The sequence below is a fragment of the Lysinibacillus sp. JK80 genome, from assembly GCF_027557635.1.
Lineage (GTDB): Bacteria > Bacillota > Bacilli > Bacillales_A > Planococcaceae > Lysinibacillus > Lysinibacillus capsici.
Window position 1 is genome coordinate 3787909 of the sequence record NZ_CP058997.1, and the last position, 19442, is coordinate 3807350.

20 protein-coding genes are annotated in these 19442 nt (G+C 37.8%); 1 reads left to right on the forward strand and 19 read right to left on the reverse strand.

Annotation, left to right across the window (positions count from 1 at the left end; genetic code table 11):
* Positions 1-63: 63 nt before the first annotated feature.
* The 8 genes from HXV90_RS19010 to HXV90_RS19045 all read right to left on the reverse strand — a co-directional run bounded on the left by HXV90_RS19010 (position 64) and on the right by HXV90_RS19045 (position 7397).
* Complete coding sequence (locus tag HXV90_RS19010; protein ID WP_112116617.1) at positions 64-1587, reverse strand: tetratricopeptide repeat protein; 1524 nt, start codon at positions 1585-1587, stop codon at positions 64-66.
* Between the two features lie 90 nt (positions 1588-1677).
* A complete protein-coding gene (gene hisIE / locus HXV90_RS19015) occupies positions 1678-2295 on the reverse strand; it encodes a bifunctional phosphoribosyl-AMP cyclohydrolase/phosphoribosyl-ATP diphosphatase HisIE (protein ID WP_048390853.1) in 618 nt (205 codons plus the stop codon).
* Positions 2292-3053, reverse strand: coding sequence for an imidazole glycerol phosphate synthase subunit HisF (hisF, locus tag HXV90_RS19020; RefSeq protein WP_259949819.1), 762 nt, complete (start codon positions 3051-3053; stop codon positions 2292-2294). The genes hisIE and hisF overlap by 4 nt, the downstream gene beginning before the upstream one ends.
* Positions 3047-3679: an imidazole glycerol phosphate synthase subunit HisH gene (hisH, locus tag HXV90_RS19025; RefSeq protein ID WP_269897816.1), complete on the reverse strand. Its 633-nt coding sequence runs from the start codon at positions 3677-3679 to the stop codon at positions 3047-3049. The genes hisF and hisH overlap by 7 nt, the downstream gene beginning before the upstream one ends.
* On the reverse strand, positions 3676-4275 hold the full coding sequence (gene hisB, locus HXV90_RS19030) for an imidazoleglycerol-phosphate dehydratase HisB (RefSeq protein WP_004227994.1): 600 nt from the start codon (positions 4273-4275) through the stop codon (positions 3676-3678). The genes hisH and hisB overlap by 4 nt, the downstream gene beginning before the upstream one ends.
* 4 nt (positions 4276-4279) lie before the next feature.
* Positions 4280-5554, reverse strand: coding sequence for a histidinol dehydrogenase (gene hisD, locus HXV90_RS19035; RefSeq protein ID WP_269897817.1), 1275 nt, complete (start codon positions 5552-5554; stop codon positions 4280-4282).
* Positions 5555-5596: 42 nt separating this feature from the next.
* Complete coding sequence (hisG, locus tag HXV90_RS19040; protein ID WP_048390844.1) at positions 5597-6232, reverse strand: ATP phosphoribosyltransferase; 636 nt, start codon at positions 6230-6232, stop codon at positions 5597-5599.
* Positions 6225-7397, reverse strand: coding sequence for an ATP phosphoribosyltransferase regulatory subunit (locus tag HXV90_RS19045; RefSeq protein WP_054549570.1), 1173 nt, complete (start codon positions 7395-7397; stop codon positions 6225-6227). Before HXV90_RS19045 ends, hisG begins: the two co-directional genes overlap by 8 nt.
* 562 nt (positions 7398-7959) lie before the next feature.
* Here HXV90_RS19045 and HXV90_RS19050 point away from each other — a divergent pair.
* Positions 7960-8163 carry a hypothetical protein gene (locus HXV90_RS19050; RefSeq protein WP_048390840.1) on the forward strand — a complete coding sequence of 68 codons (204 nt, stop codon included), beginning with the start codon at positions 7960-7962 and terminating at the stop codon, positions 8161-8163.
* 93 nt (positions 8164-8256) lie between these two features.
* Here the strand turns inward: HXV90_RS19050 and HXV90_RS19055 are convergent, their stop codons facing one another.
* The 11 genes from HXV90_RS19055 to HXV90_RS19105 all read right to left on the reverse strand — a co-directional run bounded on the left by HXV90_RS19055 (position 8257) and on the right by HXV90_RS19105 (position 19441).
* Positions 8257-8799: an acyltransferase gene (locus tag HXV90_RS19055; protein ID WP_048390838.1), complete on the reverse strand. Its 543-nt coding sequence runs from the start codon at positions 8797-8799 to the stop codon at positions 8257-8259.
* 5 nt (positions 8800-8804) lie between these two features.
* The gene (ppaX, locus tag HXV90_RS19060; protein WP_048390836.1) at positions 8805-9446 is read right to left on the reverse strand and encodes a pyrophosphatase PpaX; all 642 of its coding nucleotides are present in this window, start codon (positions 9444-9446) and stop codon (positions 8805-8807) included.
* Positions 9447-9459: 13 nt separating this feature from the next.
* Positions 9460-10281 carry a prolipoprotein diacylglyceryl transferase gene (gene lgt, locus HXV90_RS19065; protein WP_054549573.1) on the reverse strand — a complete coding sequence of 274 codons (822 nt, stop codon included), beginning with the start codon at positions 10279-10281 and terminating at the stop codon, positions 9460-9462.
* Between the two features lie 43 nt (positions 10282-10324).
* On the reverse strand, positions 10325-11260 hold the full coding sequence (gene hprK, locus HXV90_RS19070) for an HPr(Ser) kinase/phosphatase (RefSeq protein ID WP_004227974.1): 936 nt from the start codon (positions 11258-11260) through the stop codon (positions 10325-10327).
* A gap of 142 nt (positions 11261-11402) precedes the next feature.
* Positions 11403-11726, reverse strand: coding sequence for a cytochrome c551 (gene cccB / locus HXV90_RS19075; RefSeq protein WP_048390832.1), 324 nt, complete (start codon positions 11724-11726; stop codon positions 11403-11405).
* A gap of 48 nt (positions 11727-11774) precedes the next feature.
* A complete protein-coding gene (locus HXV90_RS19080) occupies positions 11775-12617 on the reverse strand; it encodes a YitT family protein (protein ID WP_004227970.1) in 843 nt (280 codons plus the stop codon).
* A gap of 164 nt (positions 12618-12781) precedes the next feature.
* Positions 12782-14059, reverse strand: a complete 1278-nt coding sequence (locus tag HXV90_RS19085; protein WP_269897818.1) for an EAL and HDOD domain-containing protein — start codon at positions 14057-14059, stop codon at positions 12782-12784.
* Positions 14060-14171: 112 nt separating this feature from the next.
* Positions 14172-14819 carry a VTT domain-containing protein gene (locus HXV90_RS19090; protein ID WP_048390828.1) on the reverse strand — a complete coding sequence of 216 codons (648 nt, stop codon included), beginning with the start codon at positions 14817-14819 and terminating at the stop codon, positions 14172-14174.
* Between the two features lie 249 nt (positions 14820-15068).
* On the reverse strand, positions 15069-16616 hold the full coding sequence (locus HXV90_RS19095) for a fatty acid--CoA ligase family protein (RefSeq protein ID WP_048390826.1): 1548 nt from the start codon (positions 16614-16616) through the stop codon (positions 15069-15071).
* 142 nt (positions 16617-16758) lie between these two features.
* Positions 16759-18693, reverse strand: a complete 1935-nt coding sequence (locus tag HXV90_RS19100) for an FtsX-like permease family protein (RefSeq protein WP_269897819.1) — start codon at positions 18691-18693, stop codon at positions 16759-16761.
* The gene (locus tag HXV90_RS19105; RefSeq protein ID WP_004230460.1) at positions 18665-19441 is read right to left on the reverse strand and encodes an ABC transporter ATP-binding protein; all 777 of its coding nucleotides are present in this window, start codon (positions 19439-19441) and stop codon (positions 18665-18667) included. Before HXV90_RS19105 ends, HXV90_RS19100 begins: the two co-directional genes overlap by 29 nt.
* Between the last annotated feature and the right edge of the window lies 1 nt (position 19442).

Genomic DNA, 19442 nt, shown 5'->3' on the forward strand with positions numbered 1-19442 from the left:
GATAGCGTTAGTATGTTCATCGTATGTGAAAGTATAAAGTTATTCAACTATGTTGCTCACACATTAATCATGACTGTTTGGCAAAAACGTTAATATTTCGTCAATATACTTTGATAAAGTAGATACAGAAACTCCATATTGCTGCGCAATTTCCTTTTTTGTCACTTTAAGCATTTGTGAAGATCTGAATAAATAATCATTTGCTCCTGCAATTGCTGTTGGATTTGTAAAACGATAATTTTCTATTAAAGCTTGTTCACATAGCACAAACCACATTTGAAACAGCGGTACAATTAATGATGATAGCTTTCCATATTGTTCTAATAAAATTTCTGAGACCTGTACTGATCGTAAAAAGCTTGCTTCTACTTTATTTTTCTTATCAAATTCATGTCCAAGTGCATAAGCTAAAAATAATTTTTCAAAAGAGCCTAATTGTTCAATATTAATCCATTTCGGATGGGCGATAATTTCTTGCTTATGCGCTGTACCTTTCAGTAAAAATAAACCAAAAATGCGTTCACTCGTATAAGTGCTCTCTAATTTTTCAACAATAAAATCACGATCATGCTCCAATGCATCAAGTCCAAATTCATTTTCTTGTTGGCGCCAAGGTTCGAAGCCCTCTTTGTCTGGGTCTAGCTCTAGAAGCTGATCCCACGCACTTTTCGAAATCTCCTCATGTCCTGAGAAATAAGCAGCATGTGACAGCCAAAAGTAAAATCCTGCATCTCCTACATAGCCTCTCTTTTGCATGCTGCGCAACCATTTATAGGCTAATTCATATTGGCCGATTAAGGCTAAGGTAGCACCAAGTTTATAACGATGCTCCCAAGTATAGGGTTGAATTTTAACAAGAACATTTAACAGTTCTTGTAAATCATCTTCATTTTTTTCATAATACGCAATTACCGTTAAATTGCATAATGCATGTAGATTGCCCTTATTTTCACGTAGCACTGTATGCAAGAGAGCCTTTGCTTGCTCTTCTTCTCCAACATAAAAATAAGCGAGTGCTAGATTATTATAGGCTGACCAAAATGCTGGTCGATCTTCAATTAAATCTTCTAAAATAGTAATAGCTTCAGGAAAATCTCCCTTTTCCATACAACGACGAGCTTGCTCCTGACGATATAAATCCTCACCAGAGCCTTCAAGCTCTTCAAAATCATCTTGCTCAAAAGCGACAAACTCTAATATTTCTGCTGCTTCATCGGCATAAGCACCCTCAGGTTCTAGCTTTAAATATTCTTCTGCAAAGCGTTTTGCATCATGCATGATGCCTACACACCCTGATACTTCTGCCATGTAAAATATGATTTCTGGATTATCTGGATCAATTTGATAGGCGCGACGAAGTAGGTCATACGCTTCCTCAAAACGTTGACCTTCTAACTCTACTATGGCTAACTGCAAGATAATCATTGGATCGTCGGGACTTAAATCTACCGCACGCTGTAAATATTTATAGGCTTTATTCATTTGTCCACTGTTCATTGCTTGAATTGATTTCTTATAATAATAGTCGCCTGTTGGAATGAACGACACTATATTCGATTGAGTCTCATTTTGACGTTTCTTTTCCAATATATTTCCTCCGAAACAAGAAATAAGGAACGTATTCTACGTTCCTTTACACAGTAACTCCTATTATACCACACAATCAATAATATGCTGTTATTTCTCCTCGTGACGTTTTTCCAACACATGCAGAACATCATAAATGCTTACTTTTTGTTCTTGTAATAATACGAGTAGGTGATAAATTAAATCAGCTGCCTCCCATTTTACTTCCTCAGCATCTCGGTTTTTGGCACCAATGACCACCTCTGTTGCTTCTTCCCCAACCTTTTTACAGATTTTATCAATGCCCTTATCAAATAAATATGTAGTGTACGCTCCTTCTGGCATTTCCTGCTCTCGCTTTTCGATGACACGAGCAAGTTTAGAAACGATGTCCACAGAGCCTACCTTCTCTTTTTGCTGAATAACCTCAGTGAAGCAAGAAATTGTCCCATTATGACATGCTGGCCCTGTCGGTAGAACCTCCACTATTAAAGCATCTTGATCGCAATCCGCTTTGATTGAAACCACCTGTTGTGTATGGCCACTTGTTGCTCCCTTATGCCAAAGCTCTTGACGGGAACGAGAATAAAACCAAGTTTCCCCTGAGTCAATTGTTTTAGCTAATGACTCCTTATTCATATAAGCTACTGTTAATACCTCTTTTGTATTGGCATCTTGTACTACAGCTGTAACAAGACCTCTCTCATCAAATTGAATGTTCTCTATCATCTTACTGCCACTCCTTTTGCACGTAAGTATTCCTTTACTTGCGCTACACTTGTTTCTTTATAATGGAAGATAGAGGCTGCTAGTGCAGCATCTGCATCTACCTCTTGTGCTAATACTTCGTAAAAATGTTCGGCATGTCCCGCTCCACCACTAGCAATCACAGGGACTGTCACAGCTTCACGCACTGCTTTGGTTAAGGCTAAATCAAAGCCTGATTTTTCTCCATCTTGATTCATACTTGTTAATAAAATCTCACCAGCTCCTAAGCGTACAGCCTCTTTGGCCCACTCAATGGCTGACCAAGGGGTTTTGTTGCGACCACCATGTGTATAAACCATCCATGTGCTATCTTCCTCACTATAGCGAGCATCGATTGCTACAACAATGCATTGTGCGCCAAAGTAATCAGAGCCTTCCTGAATAAGGGCAGGTCTTTCCAGCGCGGATGTATTCACTGAAACTTTATCGGCACCTGCTCGTAAAATACGCTTCATATCATCCAACGTACGAATGCCTCCGCCAACAGTAAAGGGTATGGCAAGCGTAGCCGCTGTTTGACGAACGACATCTACCATCGTTTCTCGACCTTCATGTGATGCAGAAATATCTAAAAATACAAGCTCATCTGCTCCTTGTTCATCATAGAACTTCGCAAGCTCCACTGGATCTCCTGCATCTCGGATAGAGACAAATTGTATACCTTTTACAACACGACCTTCTTTCACATCAAGACATGGAATAATACGTTTTGTTAGCATGCCTTCACACCTTCCAACCATTGCTCTAATAAATAAACACCTAATTCCCCTGATTTTTCAGGGTGAAATTGCATACCAGTCACAGAACCATTCATCACAATACCAGGTACTTGAATGCCGAAGTAATCAGCATAGGCAACAAGCTCTGATTCTACGATATCTGTTGCATAAAAGGAGTGAACAAAATAGACATGCTTCGCTGATACTTCATTGTGTAACCATGCAGGACGATTTGTCACAATTAGTTCATTCCACCCCATATGTGGTACTCTGTATGCTCGGCCCTCTTGGCTACCACTAAAGCGTTTAATACACCCCTTGAAAAACCCTAGCCCTTTTGTTGGGGTTACTTCATCACTTTGCTCGAATAATAATTGCATACCTAGACAAATTCCTAAAAGTGGACGGTTTTCTCTTTGTGCCTTCTGTAAATATTGATCTAAGTTTGTTTCAGCTAAACGCTTTCTGGCATCAGGGAATGCACCCACCCCTGGTAATAAAAGTGCGTCAGCTGTATCTAATGCCTTCTCATCAGCAGTTATAATAACTTCACAGCCTAGCCTTTTTAATGCCTGCTCCACACTAAATAAATTACCCATTCCATAATCAATGACACCTATTTTCACGTCAACAGCCCCTTAGTCGATGGTACGCCTTTAACACGCGGGTCAATTTCCACTGCGGCATCAATCGCACGTGCTAATGCTTTGAAAATTGCCTCAATAATGTGATGTGTATTCTGTCCATAAGGTACAATTACATGAACATTCATCCTTGCCTCAAGGGCAAATTTCCATAAAAATTCATGCACTAATTCTGTATCAAACGTTCCTACTTTTTCTTTTAATGCTGGCACACGGTACTCTAGATGAGGTCGATTCGAGCAATCGACCACTACCTGAGCTAGTGCGTCATCCATCGGTACAAAGGCGTTACCATAGCGTTTTATGCCTTTCTTATCACCAAGTGCTTCTCGAACAGCCTGTCCTAATACAATACCAAGGTCCTCTGTTGTATGGTGATCATCAATATAAGTATCGCCATTTGCATGTATTGTGCCGTTAAATAGTCCATGCTTAATAAATAAGTCAAGCATATGGTCCATAAACCCCACGCCTGTTTGGATATCTGCCTTGCCTTCACCATCTAAATCAATTGCTACAGAAATTTGCGTTTCATTCGTTGTACGCTCTATCTTTGCATATCGTTTCTTTTCTGTCATCGTCCTATTCCTTCTCCCATCCACGTGATTCCACTGCACGAGCATGGCCCTCTAAGCCTTCCATACGCGCTAAACGTGCAATTTTTGGTGCATTGTCTCTCCAAGTTTTTTCACTATAGTAAACAATACTTGATTTTTTCACAAAATCATCAACATTTAAGCCACTTGCAAAACGAGCCGTACTATTAGTTGGAAGTACATGATTGGTCCCTGCAAAATAATCACCAACTGGCTCAGAACTATACCGACCTATAAAAATACCACCAGCATGTCTTATTTGCTCAGCTAACGCCTCCGCATTTTCCATCACAATTTCTAAATGCTCCGGTGCTAATGAATTAATGGCTTCCACTGCATCTGCCAACGTTTCAGCTACATAAATCACCCCAAATTTCTCTATGGAAGCACGAGCTACTTCTTGACGCGGTAAGTTCAGCAGCTGCTTCTCTACTTCCTCAGCCACTTTTTTGGCTAATTGCTCTGAGGTTGTGACAAGAATTGCACAAGCTAGTGGATCATGCTCTGCTTGAGATAAAAGGTCTGCAGCAATTTCATCAGGATAGGCTGTGTCATCAGCCAGCACAGCAATTTCACTCGGTCCCGCAATCATATCAATGGCTACTTCTCCAAATACCTCTCGTTTGGCAAGTGCCACATAAATATTTCCTGGACCTGTTATTTTATCGACTGGGGGAATTGTTTCCGTGCCATAGGCAAGTGCAGCTATTGCTTGTGCCCCACCAACTTTATAAATCTCATCAATCCCTAAAAGGTGAGCCGCCACAAGTACACCTGCTGGTAGTTTCCCATTTGGCCCTGCAGGTGAAGTAATAACAATACGTTTCACCCCTGCAACCTGCGCTGGTATTACATTCATCAAGACTGATGAAGGGTAGGCTGCTGTACCCCCTGGAACATATAGTCCTACTGCATCTAAAGCTGTTACCCGTTGGCCTAACCAAGAACCATCTCCCAGTTCTAGGTGATACCCTGAACGTATCTGTTGTTCATGATAAAAACGAATATTTTCTGCTGCTTCCGCTAAGTCCTTATATAGTTGAGGATCGAGTTCACTTACTGCTTCTTGTATTTCTTCTTCAGAGACACGTAAATTTTTAGGGACATAGCCATCCCATCGCTCAGTATAGGTGCGTAAAGCCGCATCTCCCTGTGTCTTAACATCCGAAAGCACTTGTCGTACAACTTTTATTTGTTCTTCATTTCCTCCTTCAAGTGGTCTTTTTAAGGAAATGCCTTTTTCAAGCTTTGTTATTTTCATAGGATTAATCCCCTTTAGTCCTTCATATGTAGCTACAAATGATTACTTTTTCTGCTCATTTACACATTTCTTTAACCGCCTCACAAGATCAATAATACGCTCACCTTTCATACGATAACTTACAGGGTTTGCAATTAATCGAGAAGAGACAGCAGTAATAAATTCATATTCTACTAAGCCGTTCTCTTTTAATGTACGACCTGTAGAAACAATATCGACAATTCGATCAGCTAAGCCAATCATTGGTGCTAATTCAATAGAACCGTTGAGCTCGATAATTTCCACTTGCTCTCCAATGCCTTTGTAGTACTTCATGGCAATATTCGGATATTTCGTAGCAATTCTAGGCGCAATCTCATTCATGGAGGTGTTTGGTAGGCCTGCAGAAGCGATATAGCAATTACTAATTTTCAAATCAAGTAATTCGTGCACTTCTCGCTGTTGCTCTAACAATACATCCTTACCAGCAATACCAATATCAGCAACACCATGTTCAACATAGACAGGAACATCCATTGGCTTTGATAAAATAAAGCGAATTTTTTCCTCTGGTATTTCAATCATTAATTTACGTGACATTTCTACTTCTTCAGGTAAATTAAAACCTGCCTCTAACAACATTTGATATGCCTCTTCAAAGATTCTTCCTTTGGGCATTGCAATCGTTAATTCATTCACCGCCAACTTCCTCCTGTCCAACTACCACCACTTCTGTAAAGTATGCTAAAAAGGCCGCCTCATCGACTAGACTACTACGTAACTGCAAAGTAGCTAATTTTCCTGCTGCTCGTAAATTTTTAACCTTTAGTAAAGCTTCCTCAAATTGTTCTTCTTCAAAAAGAACAACTGTTGCTTCCTGTCGTTTCACTGATTGCCCGTTTAATGTTTCTAATAAACGATCCACACGAATACTAAATCCTGTAGCACCAACCTTTGAACCAAAAACTTCTAACAAGCCATCATAACGACCACCATTTCCTAATAAAAAGCCACTTCCCACAGCAAATACTTCAAATAGCATACCCGTGTAATAACTCATATGACTCGAAAGTGTGAAATCGAAAGCTACATAATCAGCTAAATCAGCCATTTCAAGTAGTTGAGCAAGTTGTTGCATATATTCTAATGCATCATTTTTGCGGACATATTTTTCAATATCTCGTATATCTCTGACATTCATGGCTTCTTCAATAAATTGTAAGAGGGCATCGGATTTAGCTTTAGGCAGATGAAATGACTCTACTGCTTCTTCAAACCCTACGTAATTTCGTTGGACAAGCAATGTTCTAAGCGTTGTTTGCTGTTCGATACTCTCTGTGTAATCTTGTAAAATGCAATTTAATATACCAGCATGTCCAATTGTGATTTTAAACTCTTCCAATTTAAAATGCTTTAATAGCTCCATTGCTGTTACAATAACTTCTGCATCAGCAAAAACTGATTGATCACCTATTAACTCAATCCCCATTTGATCAAACTCAGCAGGCCTGCCTCCCTCTGCTTCCTGAGCTCGAAAAACGCTTGCAAAATAGGCAAGACGTAGTGGGATCATTTCCTTTAATAGTTTCGATGTAGCTACTCGAGCAATCGGTGTAGTCATGTCAGGTCGCAGCACTAACGTATTTCCTTGGCTATCCACTAGCTTAAATAAATGAGCATCAGCAATCGCTGAAGCCTTCCCCACTGTATCGAAATACTCCACCGCAGGCGTTTTAATAAACTCATAACCCCTTTTATATAAAAAGTCTCTGCCCGCATGTCTAACTGCTTCAACTTTCTCATAGATTTGCGGGAATGTATCGCGCATTCCAAGTGGCTTTTCAAACATTTTTATCGACGACATATGGACACTTCCTCACATTTCACTTTAATTCACTAGAGTATTAGAGAATTAGATTATGAAAGAATTTTAACTTATTTCATTAATACAGTCAACGATATCCTTATTAATTATCGAAATCTTTAAATACTTATTATTCTGTTAATTATACACATTGAATTGCAAAGACTTCCAAAAAAAGCATGACTCATTTTACTTATAATTTGACAAAATACTTTAGTGACAATGAGAATATGTCTAAATTGTGACAAACCAATTTTTAATCACTTTAAGTATTCGCTAAAAATTGATAATGATTCTCTCTTAACAAATCATTGATAAAAATAAAGAGTTTTCAATAGAGTATTCTCAATATCGAAATCCAATAATTATATCTATATAATTATTTTTAGCCAATCACTTAAAATGATTCTCAATCTCATTATCATCAATAATACTTTTATATCAATACATTTATTGATTATTACTCTCATTCTATTTTACTTTTTACATTTCAAAAAACTTAATATAGAATAGCATTAATAACAAAAAGAACCACATACACTACGCATTGGAGGGATTTATTATGGCATGTCCATTCGTACAAATTAGTGAGCAAATGATCGTTAGTATTTGTAAAGGCGAGTTTTATCCTGGTGACAAGGTAACACTTCACACAATTGAAGACATTGATGGGACTGCAATTAAATCAACTTTTGTTGAAACAACTTGCTTAGGTGATCATGACACTTGTGAATTCAAATCAGATTATGACGCAGCTCATGCTTAAACAGTAAAAGCTACTCCAAAAACTAGTGTTTTTGGGAGTAGCTTTTTATGCAAAAAACTCACGAAGTATATCACTATACTACGTGAGTTTTTATTATTTCTTTGGTGTACACCACTCTACAGCCTCATTACGTTTGCGCTCAGCCATTTGTTCAGCAGTATATATTATTCGCATTGGATTACCCCCTGCTAAACAGCCTGCTGGCACATCCTTATGTACAAGAGTGGCAGCTGAAACAATGGCACCATCACCAATTGTTACACCTGGTAAAATAGTTGTATTTGCCCCTATCATTACTTCTTTTCCGATATGAACATCACCTAAGCGATATTCCTCTATTAAATATTCATGCGCTAAAATGGTTGTATTAAAACCAATCACAGTATTGTCTCCAATGAAAATACGTTCAGGAAACATGGTATCTGGCATGACCATTAAGGCTAATGACGTTTGCTTACCAATAGTCATGTTTAAAAAAGTACGATATAGCCAGTTTTTCACACGTAAAAATGGTGTGAAGCGTCCAACTTGAATGACAATGAAACACTTCATCACCTTCCAAAAGGACACCGTGTCATAGATATTCCAAAGTGAATTGGCTCCTTCGACACGGTAACGTTCTGTCTTACGCGCCATCTACCTTACCCCTCTTTCACAATATCAAATAAATCTGACATATGCTGCAACATATATTCTGGTTGATACTGCTGTAAGTAAGCCTCTCCCTTAATTGCCCAAGCAACACCCGCTGCTCTTACACCAGCACGATGTCCAGCTTCAATATCGTGCGAATTATCACCAATCATAATCGCATAGTCTTTTTCTATCCCTAATCGTTCCAACGCAAGCAATACTGGCTCTGGATCAGGCTTCACATTGTTCACATCATCTGTACCAATACGCACATCAAATAGATGCGTTGCACCAAGAATAGCAAGTCCACGATCGATGGTCTCATTACGTTTCGTCGAAACAATAGCCAATTTTATACCTTGAGCTTTTAACTGCTCTAGAGTTGACACAACATCAGGATATTGGCTGACTAGGTCATCATGGTGTGCAATATTCCAAGCGCGATACATCTCTATCAAATCGTCTTCTTCACCTGGTGCAATGTCATTAAATGTCTGTTTCAATGATGGACCAATGAATTTCAGGCAATCTTTTGGCGAATATTGCCCGGGAAATCGCTCATTTAATACATGCATAAATGTTTGAATGATTAAATCATTTGTATTTAGTAAAGTCCCATCGAAATCAAATAGTAGTGCCTTAACAGCCATCTTTTACAACCCCTTATTTATTATCCAAGTATTTTACGGCTGGTTTCACCTTTATTCTACGATAAATAATTGCACCTAGACCAACTACAATACCGATAATGGATACAACCTGTGCTGAACGTAAATCTCCCACTAAGTAAAGGCTATCTGTGCGCATTCCTTCGATATAGAAACGACCAATTGAATACCAAATTAAATAGCTAAAGAATATTTCTCCACGATGTAAGTTCACTTTACGCAAAACTAATAGAATAATAAGCCCAATTAGGTTCCAAATCGATTCATATAAAAAAGTGGGATGAACATATGAACCTAATTCTTCAATATACATTTGATTAATAATCCAGTCTGGTAGCATTAGGTTTTCTAAAAATGCTTTCGATACCTCGCCACCATAGGCCTCTTGGTTCATAAAGTTGCCCCATCGACCAATAATCTGCCCGATTAAAATACTAGGTGCTGCAATATCTGCTACTCGTAAAAAGCTTACATTTTTTATACGAGTATATATGTAAGCTGTGACAAATGCCCCGATGAGTGCACCATGGATGGCAATACCACCATTCCATATCTCTATGATTTTGCCTGGATTTTCGCTATAGTAATCCCATCGCATTGACACATAGTAAATACGTGCACAGATAATGGATATAGGAACTGCCCATAATAATAAATCTGCAAGAAAGTCTTCAGGCAGACCTCGCTTAACGGCTTCTCTTTGCCCAACAATATAGGCTAAAATGATTCCCGACACAATTAGCAATCCATACCAACGAACTGGAATTGGTCCTAAATGAAAGGCAATCGGGTCAATTTGCAATAGTAATAAATCCATCTTCTACTCCTCTCAATATGTCATGAACAATGTTGTTCGCTTTTTAATCGTCTAACACATCATTTGATGAAATCACTTCATCTAAACGTCTTGAAAATTCCTCTGCCGCATTGACGCCCATTTTCTTTAAACGATAGTTCATCGCTGCCACTTCAATAATAACGGAGACATTGCGTCCAGGTCTTACTGGAATTGTTAGTTTTGTTAGTTCCGTGTCAATTATTTTCATTTTTTCTTCTTCTAAGCCCAATCGATCATAAACTTTTTGTGGATCCCATATTTCGAGCTCAATAATGAGGGTAATACGTTTATAGGGGCGTACTGCACTTGCACCAAAGAGTGTCATAATGTCAATAATGCCAATGCCTCGTATTTCCAATAAGTGCTCTAACAAAGGTGGAGGGCTTCCAATTAATAGGTTTTCTGATTCTTGACGAATTTCAACACAATCATCAGCAACTAAACGATGACCCTTTTTTACAAGCTCAAGTGCTGTTTCACTTTTACCTACGCCGCTTTTACCGATTATAAGCACTCCAATGCCATACACATCAACAAGTACTCCGTGTGCTGCTGTCATTGGAGCTAAGCGCCCCTCTAAGTAGTTCGTCAATCTACTCGAAAATTTGGTTGTTGTCATATGTGTTTTAAACACAGGTACATGCTTCTCGTTTGAGGCCTGAATAAGCTCCTCTGGTACTTCTAAATCTCTAGAAATAATAATAGCAGGTGTATCCTGTGAACAAAGTAAACGCATACGCTCAAGCTTAACATCCGCTGGGAGCATTTCAAAAAAGGAAAGTTCAGTCTTGCCAAGCAATTGTACACGATTTGCTGGATAATGAGTAAAGTATCCTGCCATCTCAAGCCCTGGTCTTGAGATATCACTTGTCACAATTGTCCTGCCTATTCCTTCTTCACCAGCTAATAACTCTAATTTAAATTTCTCCATAACATCTCTTGTTAATACTACGACCAATGAAAAAGCCTCCAATCAATGGATAAGGTTCATCTTATTTTAGCATGTCTATGTGTAAAAGAAATGTATTTACTCTCAATACAGCGTTTACTTGCACTAAAAAAACTAGCGGCTCTCCAGCCCGCTAGTTTTTAAAAAGCAATTATTTTTGAGTTGCTAACCATTTAGCAACAGCTTCAGCATCTGCACCTTTTACTAATCCTGCAGGCATGCCGTTTTTACCATTATTTATAATATCTAAAATTTCCGATTCAGACAAACGTGAACCTACATCATTTAATGCTGGACCATTTGCACCTTGTAGCTCGCCACCATGACAAGTAACACAAGATTTCATCGCTATTGCTTCGCCATCTGGCTCTGTAGCAGTTTCATTACCATTATTAGATGCAGTTTTATCTCCGCCGCCACATGCTGCTAAGAAGATTGCTGATCCGAACACTAATGTTAACATTGCTTTTTTCATTAGTACCCCTCCTCATAATAAATACCTTACGCCGCCATTATACCAAAATTATGCACGTTTGAAACCTTCTCCTAATACCTCATATGCATCAGAAACGATAACAAACGCTGATGGGTCAACGCTTTTAATGAGTTGTTTCAGCTTTGTGAATTCTGTTTGATAAACAACAACCATTAGAACTGGTCGTGCTTCTCCTGTATACCCTCCAATTGCTGGTAACTTCGTTACACCTCGATTAATTTCAGCATAAATGGCTTCCCTTACCTCATCTTGTTTCAATGTAATGATATAGACCATTTTAGACTGACTAAAACCTAGCTGAATAATATCAATCGTTTTTGTGGTAACATAAAGTCCAATCAGAGCATACAAACCTTTTTCTAAGTCAAAAACAATTGCTGCACTAATTGCGATAACGCCATCTATTAACAGCACACTTGTTCCAAGCGACAATCCTGTAAACTTCGTAATGATTTGCGCCAGTAAATCAGTGCCACCAGTTGAAGCATTCCCCTTAAAGACCAGTCCTATTCCTAGGCCAACAACAATTCCACCAAAAAGAGCACCCAATAAAGGATTATCAGTCCAAGGCTCCCAGCTATTTGTTAATAAGACGATAAAAGGTAATGTAATTGTCCCAATAAAGGATTTTATTCCAAATTTTTTGCCCAATAATAAAACACCAGCAATAAAAAGCGGAATGTTAAATGCATACTGAACAATTCCCGGATTCCAACCAAATAAACCATGCAAAATCGTACTTATTCCACTTACCCCACCTGAAGCGACTTGATTTGGTAATAAAAAGACATTAAAACCAATAGCAATTATTGCCGCTCCTACAATGACATACACATACTCCACAATGCTATCTCTCACATCATGTTTCATTTCCCCACGCCCACTTCAACTATCAGAATTTTTTAAAGACGAGATGATTATAGCAAATACTTTTAGCATTGAGAACTTCATCATGATGAAGGGATACTAGATTGAGGAAGGTATAAAATAAGCTATCTTACAGTATTCAATAAGATAGCTTTTGTTGATTTGGTTTAAAATGATTTTTCTGCCCATTCGATGGCTTCATAATATAAAAGATCAATGTCAACTAACTGTATATTCAACTGTACAGCTAGCTCTTCTAATCGCGGCCAATCAAGTTTACTTAACGCAATACTAAACTCCAAATATGGGGTCATTTCCGTTTCAAAGCCTAAAATAGTATTCGTAATAGCCTCTGAGAATGGTAGCTGCTGTAAAATAACATTCATCGGTCTTTGAAGTAATGTGTCAATTAGAGAAAACATGCCGACTAAAAAATATTCTGAGAAATTCTTTTTATAAGCAAGCTTAGCTAGTTTTTCACAAACCTTAGCTCGGAATAAAGACGTACACATCACTTCTTTAAAAAGATCAGAATCAGCATCAATATCAATTTCACGCATGGCCAATAAATAAATCCATTTTCGTAAATTGGATACGCCCAATAACACAATCGCTTGCTTGATGGAGCGCACTTTAGATTTAGAACGTTTAGATGAGTTATTAATCATTTGCAATAATTTATATGTCAATGAAATATCACGTTCAATATTTTCCGCTAACAAATGAATATTTGGTTCTTCCTCTTTTAGTAAAGAGATAATGTGAATATATTGAATCGCATTTGCTGGAATGTCTGTTGCTCGTATTATTTGCGGTTGTTCAAAAAAATAACCTTGAAATAACACATAGCCTGAGGATTTAGCGACTTCAAATTGATGACGCGTCTCTACCTTTTCAGCGAGCAATTGAATATGTGGAAATTTCTCCTTAACTTTATTTTCGATTTCCATTCTTTTTACGATGGAAGAAGCTAAAAAATCCACCTTAATATAATCAATTTGTTCAAATAATTCATCATAAACTTCCACCTGATCATCCATCATAAAATCATCCAAGGCAATTTGAAACCCCTGTTTTTTTAGCTCAATTACACGCTCCACTAATTGAGCGGTAAGTGGAACATCCTCTAATATCTCAATCACTACCTGTGAGGGATTTAAAAATTCATGGATAGAGCTCATCAATAAGTTTTCAGTAAAATTAACAAAACCAGGCTTACCTTTCGTTACCTCTTCAAAACCAATTGAAAGAAATGAGTTCACAAGTACATCAATCGTTGCTGCATCTGAATCGACCATTGGAAAGGCATTTACATTTTTGCTACGGTATAACAATTCATATGCAACGACTTGCTCATGAAGATTAAATATAGGCTGTCTGCCAATGAATACTTCCATTCCATTGTCCCCCATTTCTCCATTTTCTAGTAATTTATAGTATAACATTTTTTACGACCTGATGCTTATACTTCAAGCTAACATGCCAACTTTGCTTTTTCAGCAAATAATAAAGAAAGGACAGTCCCCGTGATGATGAATCACTTAAGGACTGTCCATATTATTTACCGACTTTGGATTTAATTGCACCGATCACTGCAGGCACAACTGATATAAAGATAATCAAAATCAATACAACAGAGAAGTTATCTTTAATAATTGGAATATTCCCAAAGAAGTAACCTAATAACGTACAACTGAATACCCATAAAATTGCACCAAAAATATTATAAAATAAGAAATAACTATATTTCATTTTACTTGCACCCGCCACAAACGGGATAAATGTACGAATAAATGGCATGAAACGTGCGATTACGATCGTTTTCCCACCATGTGTATTAAAGAATTTTTCAGCTGCTTCCATACGCTCTTTCTTAACAACTCTACCGAGGAGGCTCTTTGGCGGAATAGATGTCCCTACCTTATGTCCAATATGATAGTTCATCGTATCTCCCAAAATAGCTGCAGCTAAAAATACAGGGATTAAAATCCACATATCGAATGCACCCATTGCCGCAGCTAATGTTCCACTTGCAAATAACAAGGAATCACCAGGTAAGAATGGGAAAATAACAACCCCTGTTTCTACAAAAACAATCGCAAATAAAATAAGATAGCTCCAATTGCCAAAATCACGAATAATTTCTTCTAAATGCACATCGATATGCACAATAAAACTTATTAACTCCTTAATGAGTTCTAACATGTTTTTGTATGCTCTCTTTCAATAGTATTTTTACCTAAAAGCTTTGACGTGGCTTCACCTCAAAGGGTTCCAGTTTTGTACGTCTTTTTACATTACTTCCTCACTATATGACAAGCTCTTGAAAAGTATGTAGAAGATTTCACAAGTTTGATTTTATCACTTACAGACATCTACTCTCAACTGATTTTACTATTATACGAATAATGTACAAAAAAAGAGCTACCATTTTTCAATAGTAGCTTTTCTCGTTTAAACTTTTTCTTTTAATGAGCGTCTTAATATTTTTCCTGTTGTGTTTTTTGGTAGTTCATCCAGTATTTCAATTACTTTCGGAACCTTATACTTCACCATATGTTTAGCACAATAGGATAGTAGATCGTCTGTTGTAGTAGCAGCTACTTCTTTCAACACAACGTAGGCATGTACAGCTTCCCCTAAGTTAGGGTCTGGGAAGCCTACCACCGCTGCCTCTACAATATTATTATGGGCAAACAGCACTTCCTCCACTTCCCGAGGATAAACATTAAAGCCCCCTACAATAATCATATCCTTTTTGCGGTCAACAATGTAAAAATACCCTTCTTCATCTACCTTTGCTAAATCTCCTGTATAGAGCCAGCCGTCACGAATCGCCATAGCCGTTTCTTCAGGCATTTTATAGTATCCCTTCATCACGTTTGGACCACGTACAATTAGCTCTCCAACTTCGCCCACAGGAACTTCCTGACCATTTACATCAACAACTCTATTCTCGACATTGCTAATGGATGTTCCAATAGAGCCAGCTTTACGATCACGATCTAATGGGTTAAAACATGTCACAGGCGAAGCTTCGGATAAGCCATAGCCCTCTGACACACGCACATTAAATTTCTGTTCGAAATTATGTAATAGTGCAACAGGCAAGGAGGCACCACCTGAAATAGCTAAACGAATTGTCGAGAAATCTTCAGGATTGCCCTCAGGTAATTGGTACAAGAAATTATACATAGTAGGAACACCAGCAAATACCGTTGCTTTTTGCTCTCGTGCTAAAGCGAAAATTTCGCTAGGGCTAAAGCGTGGTGCAAGTAAAACTGTTGCCCCACTTAATAAAGGCGCATTCACCACTACCGTTAAGGCAAATACATGGAATACAGGTAGTGTCGCAATAACACGGTCCTCTGCATTAATGCCTAAATAATGCGCAACATCACGTGCATTTGAGTACACATTGCCATGTGTCAGCATGGCCCCCTTTGGACTACCTGTAGTTCCTGAAGTATATAAAATAATAGCATTGTCATCCTCTGCAACTTCAACAGGTTGTAAAGATTGAGTGGTTTTGGCGATTACATGTGTAAATAAATGTGTTTTTTCTTGTGCTTGTGGTGATAAAGCTGCCACTTTTTCCGCTATATCTGGTGTGGTTTCACAAACTATAAATGTTTTTACCTGTGGAAATGCTTGTACACCTTTTTCAACCAAGGGTAGCAACATATCCAGAGCAATGACTGCTTTTACATCTCCATTATGCAAAATGTAAGAAATTTCATCCGGTGTATAGATTGGATTAACAGGTATTGCTGTTGCCCCTAAGCGCATTGTTGCATAGAGAGCGATTAAGTAGTGTGGCGTGTTGCCGAGTAAAAACGCCACATGATCCCCTTTTTCAACGCCTAAATCTTGTAATCCCTTTGCAAAGCGGCCAACTGTATGCTCAAATTCCCCGTAAGTCGTATCTTTCCCCATAAAATGATACGCCACTTTTTCAGGTTGTTCTGCTGCCTGTTGACGAACACGTGAAACTAAATTCAATTACACCATCCCCTTATCGTATAAAATGAATCGTTATTCAGTAATATTATATAAGAAATATATCTAAAAAACAATGAGTCTTTTTATCTCATGTCATAAATTACGTTAAATAATTCATTTTTTTCTCTTTTAAACCATTACTTCATGAGCGAATATGGGAGATATAGCGCCATCGAATTAAATAAAAATAAACCACTTGTATTAATACAAAAAAGCCAAAAGCAAAGAATACTTCTTTTACAATCGATATATTCGCAATGTCCCTTAAAATACCTTGAACCATTAGAAAAGCAAAGGCACTATGCATCATCGCAACACCCCAAGGTAAAAAGAATTGGGGAAACAAATGGCGATTAACTAGCTTTTTTAACTCTGTATCTGTTAAACCCATACGTTTTAATACATCAAATTTACGCTTTTCACGTTCGAGGGATGTATGCAATTTAAAATAGATAAAGCTACCAGCCGCAAGTAAAAATACAGTGGCTACTAAAACGCCCACTAATGTAAATAATGAGTAGGTAGCTAGTATATAAGAATAATTTAATCCTGCATTTTCAAAGTAAAAAGGGCTAAACTTATCCTTTTTAATAAAATATAAATTGGATTCTAGATGATCGATATCCTTACCAATATCCTTCGTTTCCATCCATTGAGGAATAACAAATGTAAATAGATGATAGCTTGGTTGAATAATGTCTTGATCGGAAATCGGATGAATAAGCTTCGCGAAGTCTTCATCACTAATGACAATCGAATTGACACTGACAATCGAGCCTGGAAACACTATTTTTGGATAGACACTATCAATAGTGAGCGTTATATTGTTTTCTTCTAAAACAGTATGCACAACTCGATCTTTTAATTTTTTTAGGGAATCCTCCGAATAAGGAATGAATACTGCCTCACCTGCTTCCAGATTCAATAATGGATAACTGTAGGAAGAAAGCAGTACATTCATATCGGACTCTCGAAAAACCTCCACTTCATTTCGAGTGAAAGAGGAGGTTTGCTTCACAACAATAAAACGGGATAGCTGATACGATAAACCTTTCTCCTCTAATTGCAGCCTTAAAGAATTGATATGCTCCCGTTCATATGGATTATCGACATCCCCTTTATAAACCAGCCCGAGTGGATTTAATCGATCATATTGCGTTGTATAGGAGGACATTGTTGCTAAAACACCAACAGATAAAAATGCAAGTGTCGATACCATCGTCACAACGAAAAACATTTTCACGTTATCCATCATTATATGCGTTTGTTCTGCTAGCGATAGTAGACGGTAGCGTTGCCAATGATATTTGCGTTTCCCACGTGCTAAATCTAAAAAACAAGGTACAGAATCACTGAAAAAATAATAGGTGCCAAATGTTGCGGAAAATGGTATTAACAGCGTTAGCCCAATTAGTGATGTATGTCCGACAACAAACGCGAGAATATACGTCGTTACAATTAAAGCAATACCATAGAAAGCTCGTATTTTGGAATACGTTGTTAAGCTATTTAAATAATCACTGCCTTTTATAAGATCTCGTAATTTTCTCTCTCGTGTAAAATACACACTAATAAAGGAAATGACGAAAAATGCACTTGTGAAAACACCAATCGTTAATAAAAATGGCTCCCATGAAATATAGAGTGGTAAATCTTCTAAATGTAAAATTTCCCGAACAATCATAAAAAAGAATTTTGAAAAGGAGAAACCAAAGACAATCCCTACAATAATGGAGCCTGTTCCAATAATCATTGTCTCTAAAAAGACAAGTTTATTCATCTGACGTTTTTCCATTCCCAAGTGCAATAAAATAGCAAATTCATGTGATCTGGCCTCTAAAAAGGCACTCATGGAATAATATAAAAAGAATAATGTAAACAGGACGAGAACAATTTCAGCCCCCACCATCCCAATGAGAGACATCTCCCCTAATATCCCACGTTCAATATCAGGGTGAAACATCAGCATGGAATAGATAAAAAATACAGCCACAGAAAAAAAGCTTGCCATGAAAAAGGCGCCATATATCCGGCTGTTCCGCACGACATTACGGTAAGCGAATTGTCGAAAGGTCACCTACTTGCCCTCCTCCTAGTAAGCTCAAAACATTTAAAATACGTTGGAAAAACATCTGACGGCGGTCATCTCGATAAATTTCATTAAAAAATTCACCATCTTTAATGAATAACACTCGATCACAATAACTTGCTGCAATTGGATCATGCGTGACCATCACGATTGTCGTTTGTTTATCCTGATTCACTTTTGTCAATAGTTCAAGCACATCACGTGAAGAATTTGAATCTAAATTACCTGTAGGTTCGTCCGCTAAAATGAGACTAGGATTATGAATAAGCGCACGACCAATTGCTGTTCTTTGTGCCTGTCCCCCAGATATTTCATTTGGACGTTTATGAAGGAAGGAAGTTAAATCTAGCTTTTCTACAATACTTGCCAGACGCTCCTCCATTACCTCTAGCGGCTGTTGATCTAACGTTAAGGGCAACACGATATTTTCCTCGACCGTCAGCATATGCAAAAGATTGAAATCCTGAAACACAAAGCCAAGCTGTCTTCTTCTAAAATAGGCAAGCTCTGTTGCATTCAACTTATGTGGATTCATTCCATCTAAAATGATTTCTCCACTAGTTGGTTCATCAATGGTCGAAATAATATTCAACAATGTCGTTTTACCGCTTCCTGAGGGCCCCATAACAGCTAAAAACTCGCCTTCTTCCACGTCAAAGCTCAATTGATTTAATGCACGATGCGTTACTTTACCTTCGTACACTTTTGTCACATCTTTAATTTGTAAAATAGGCATA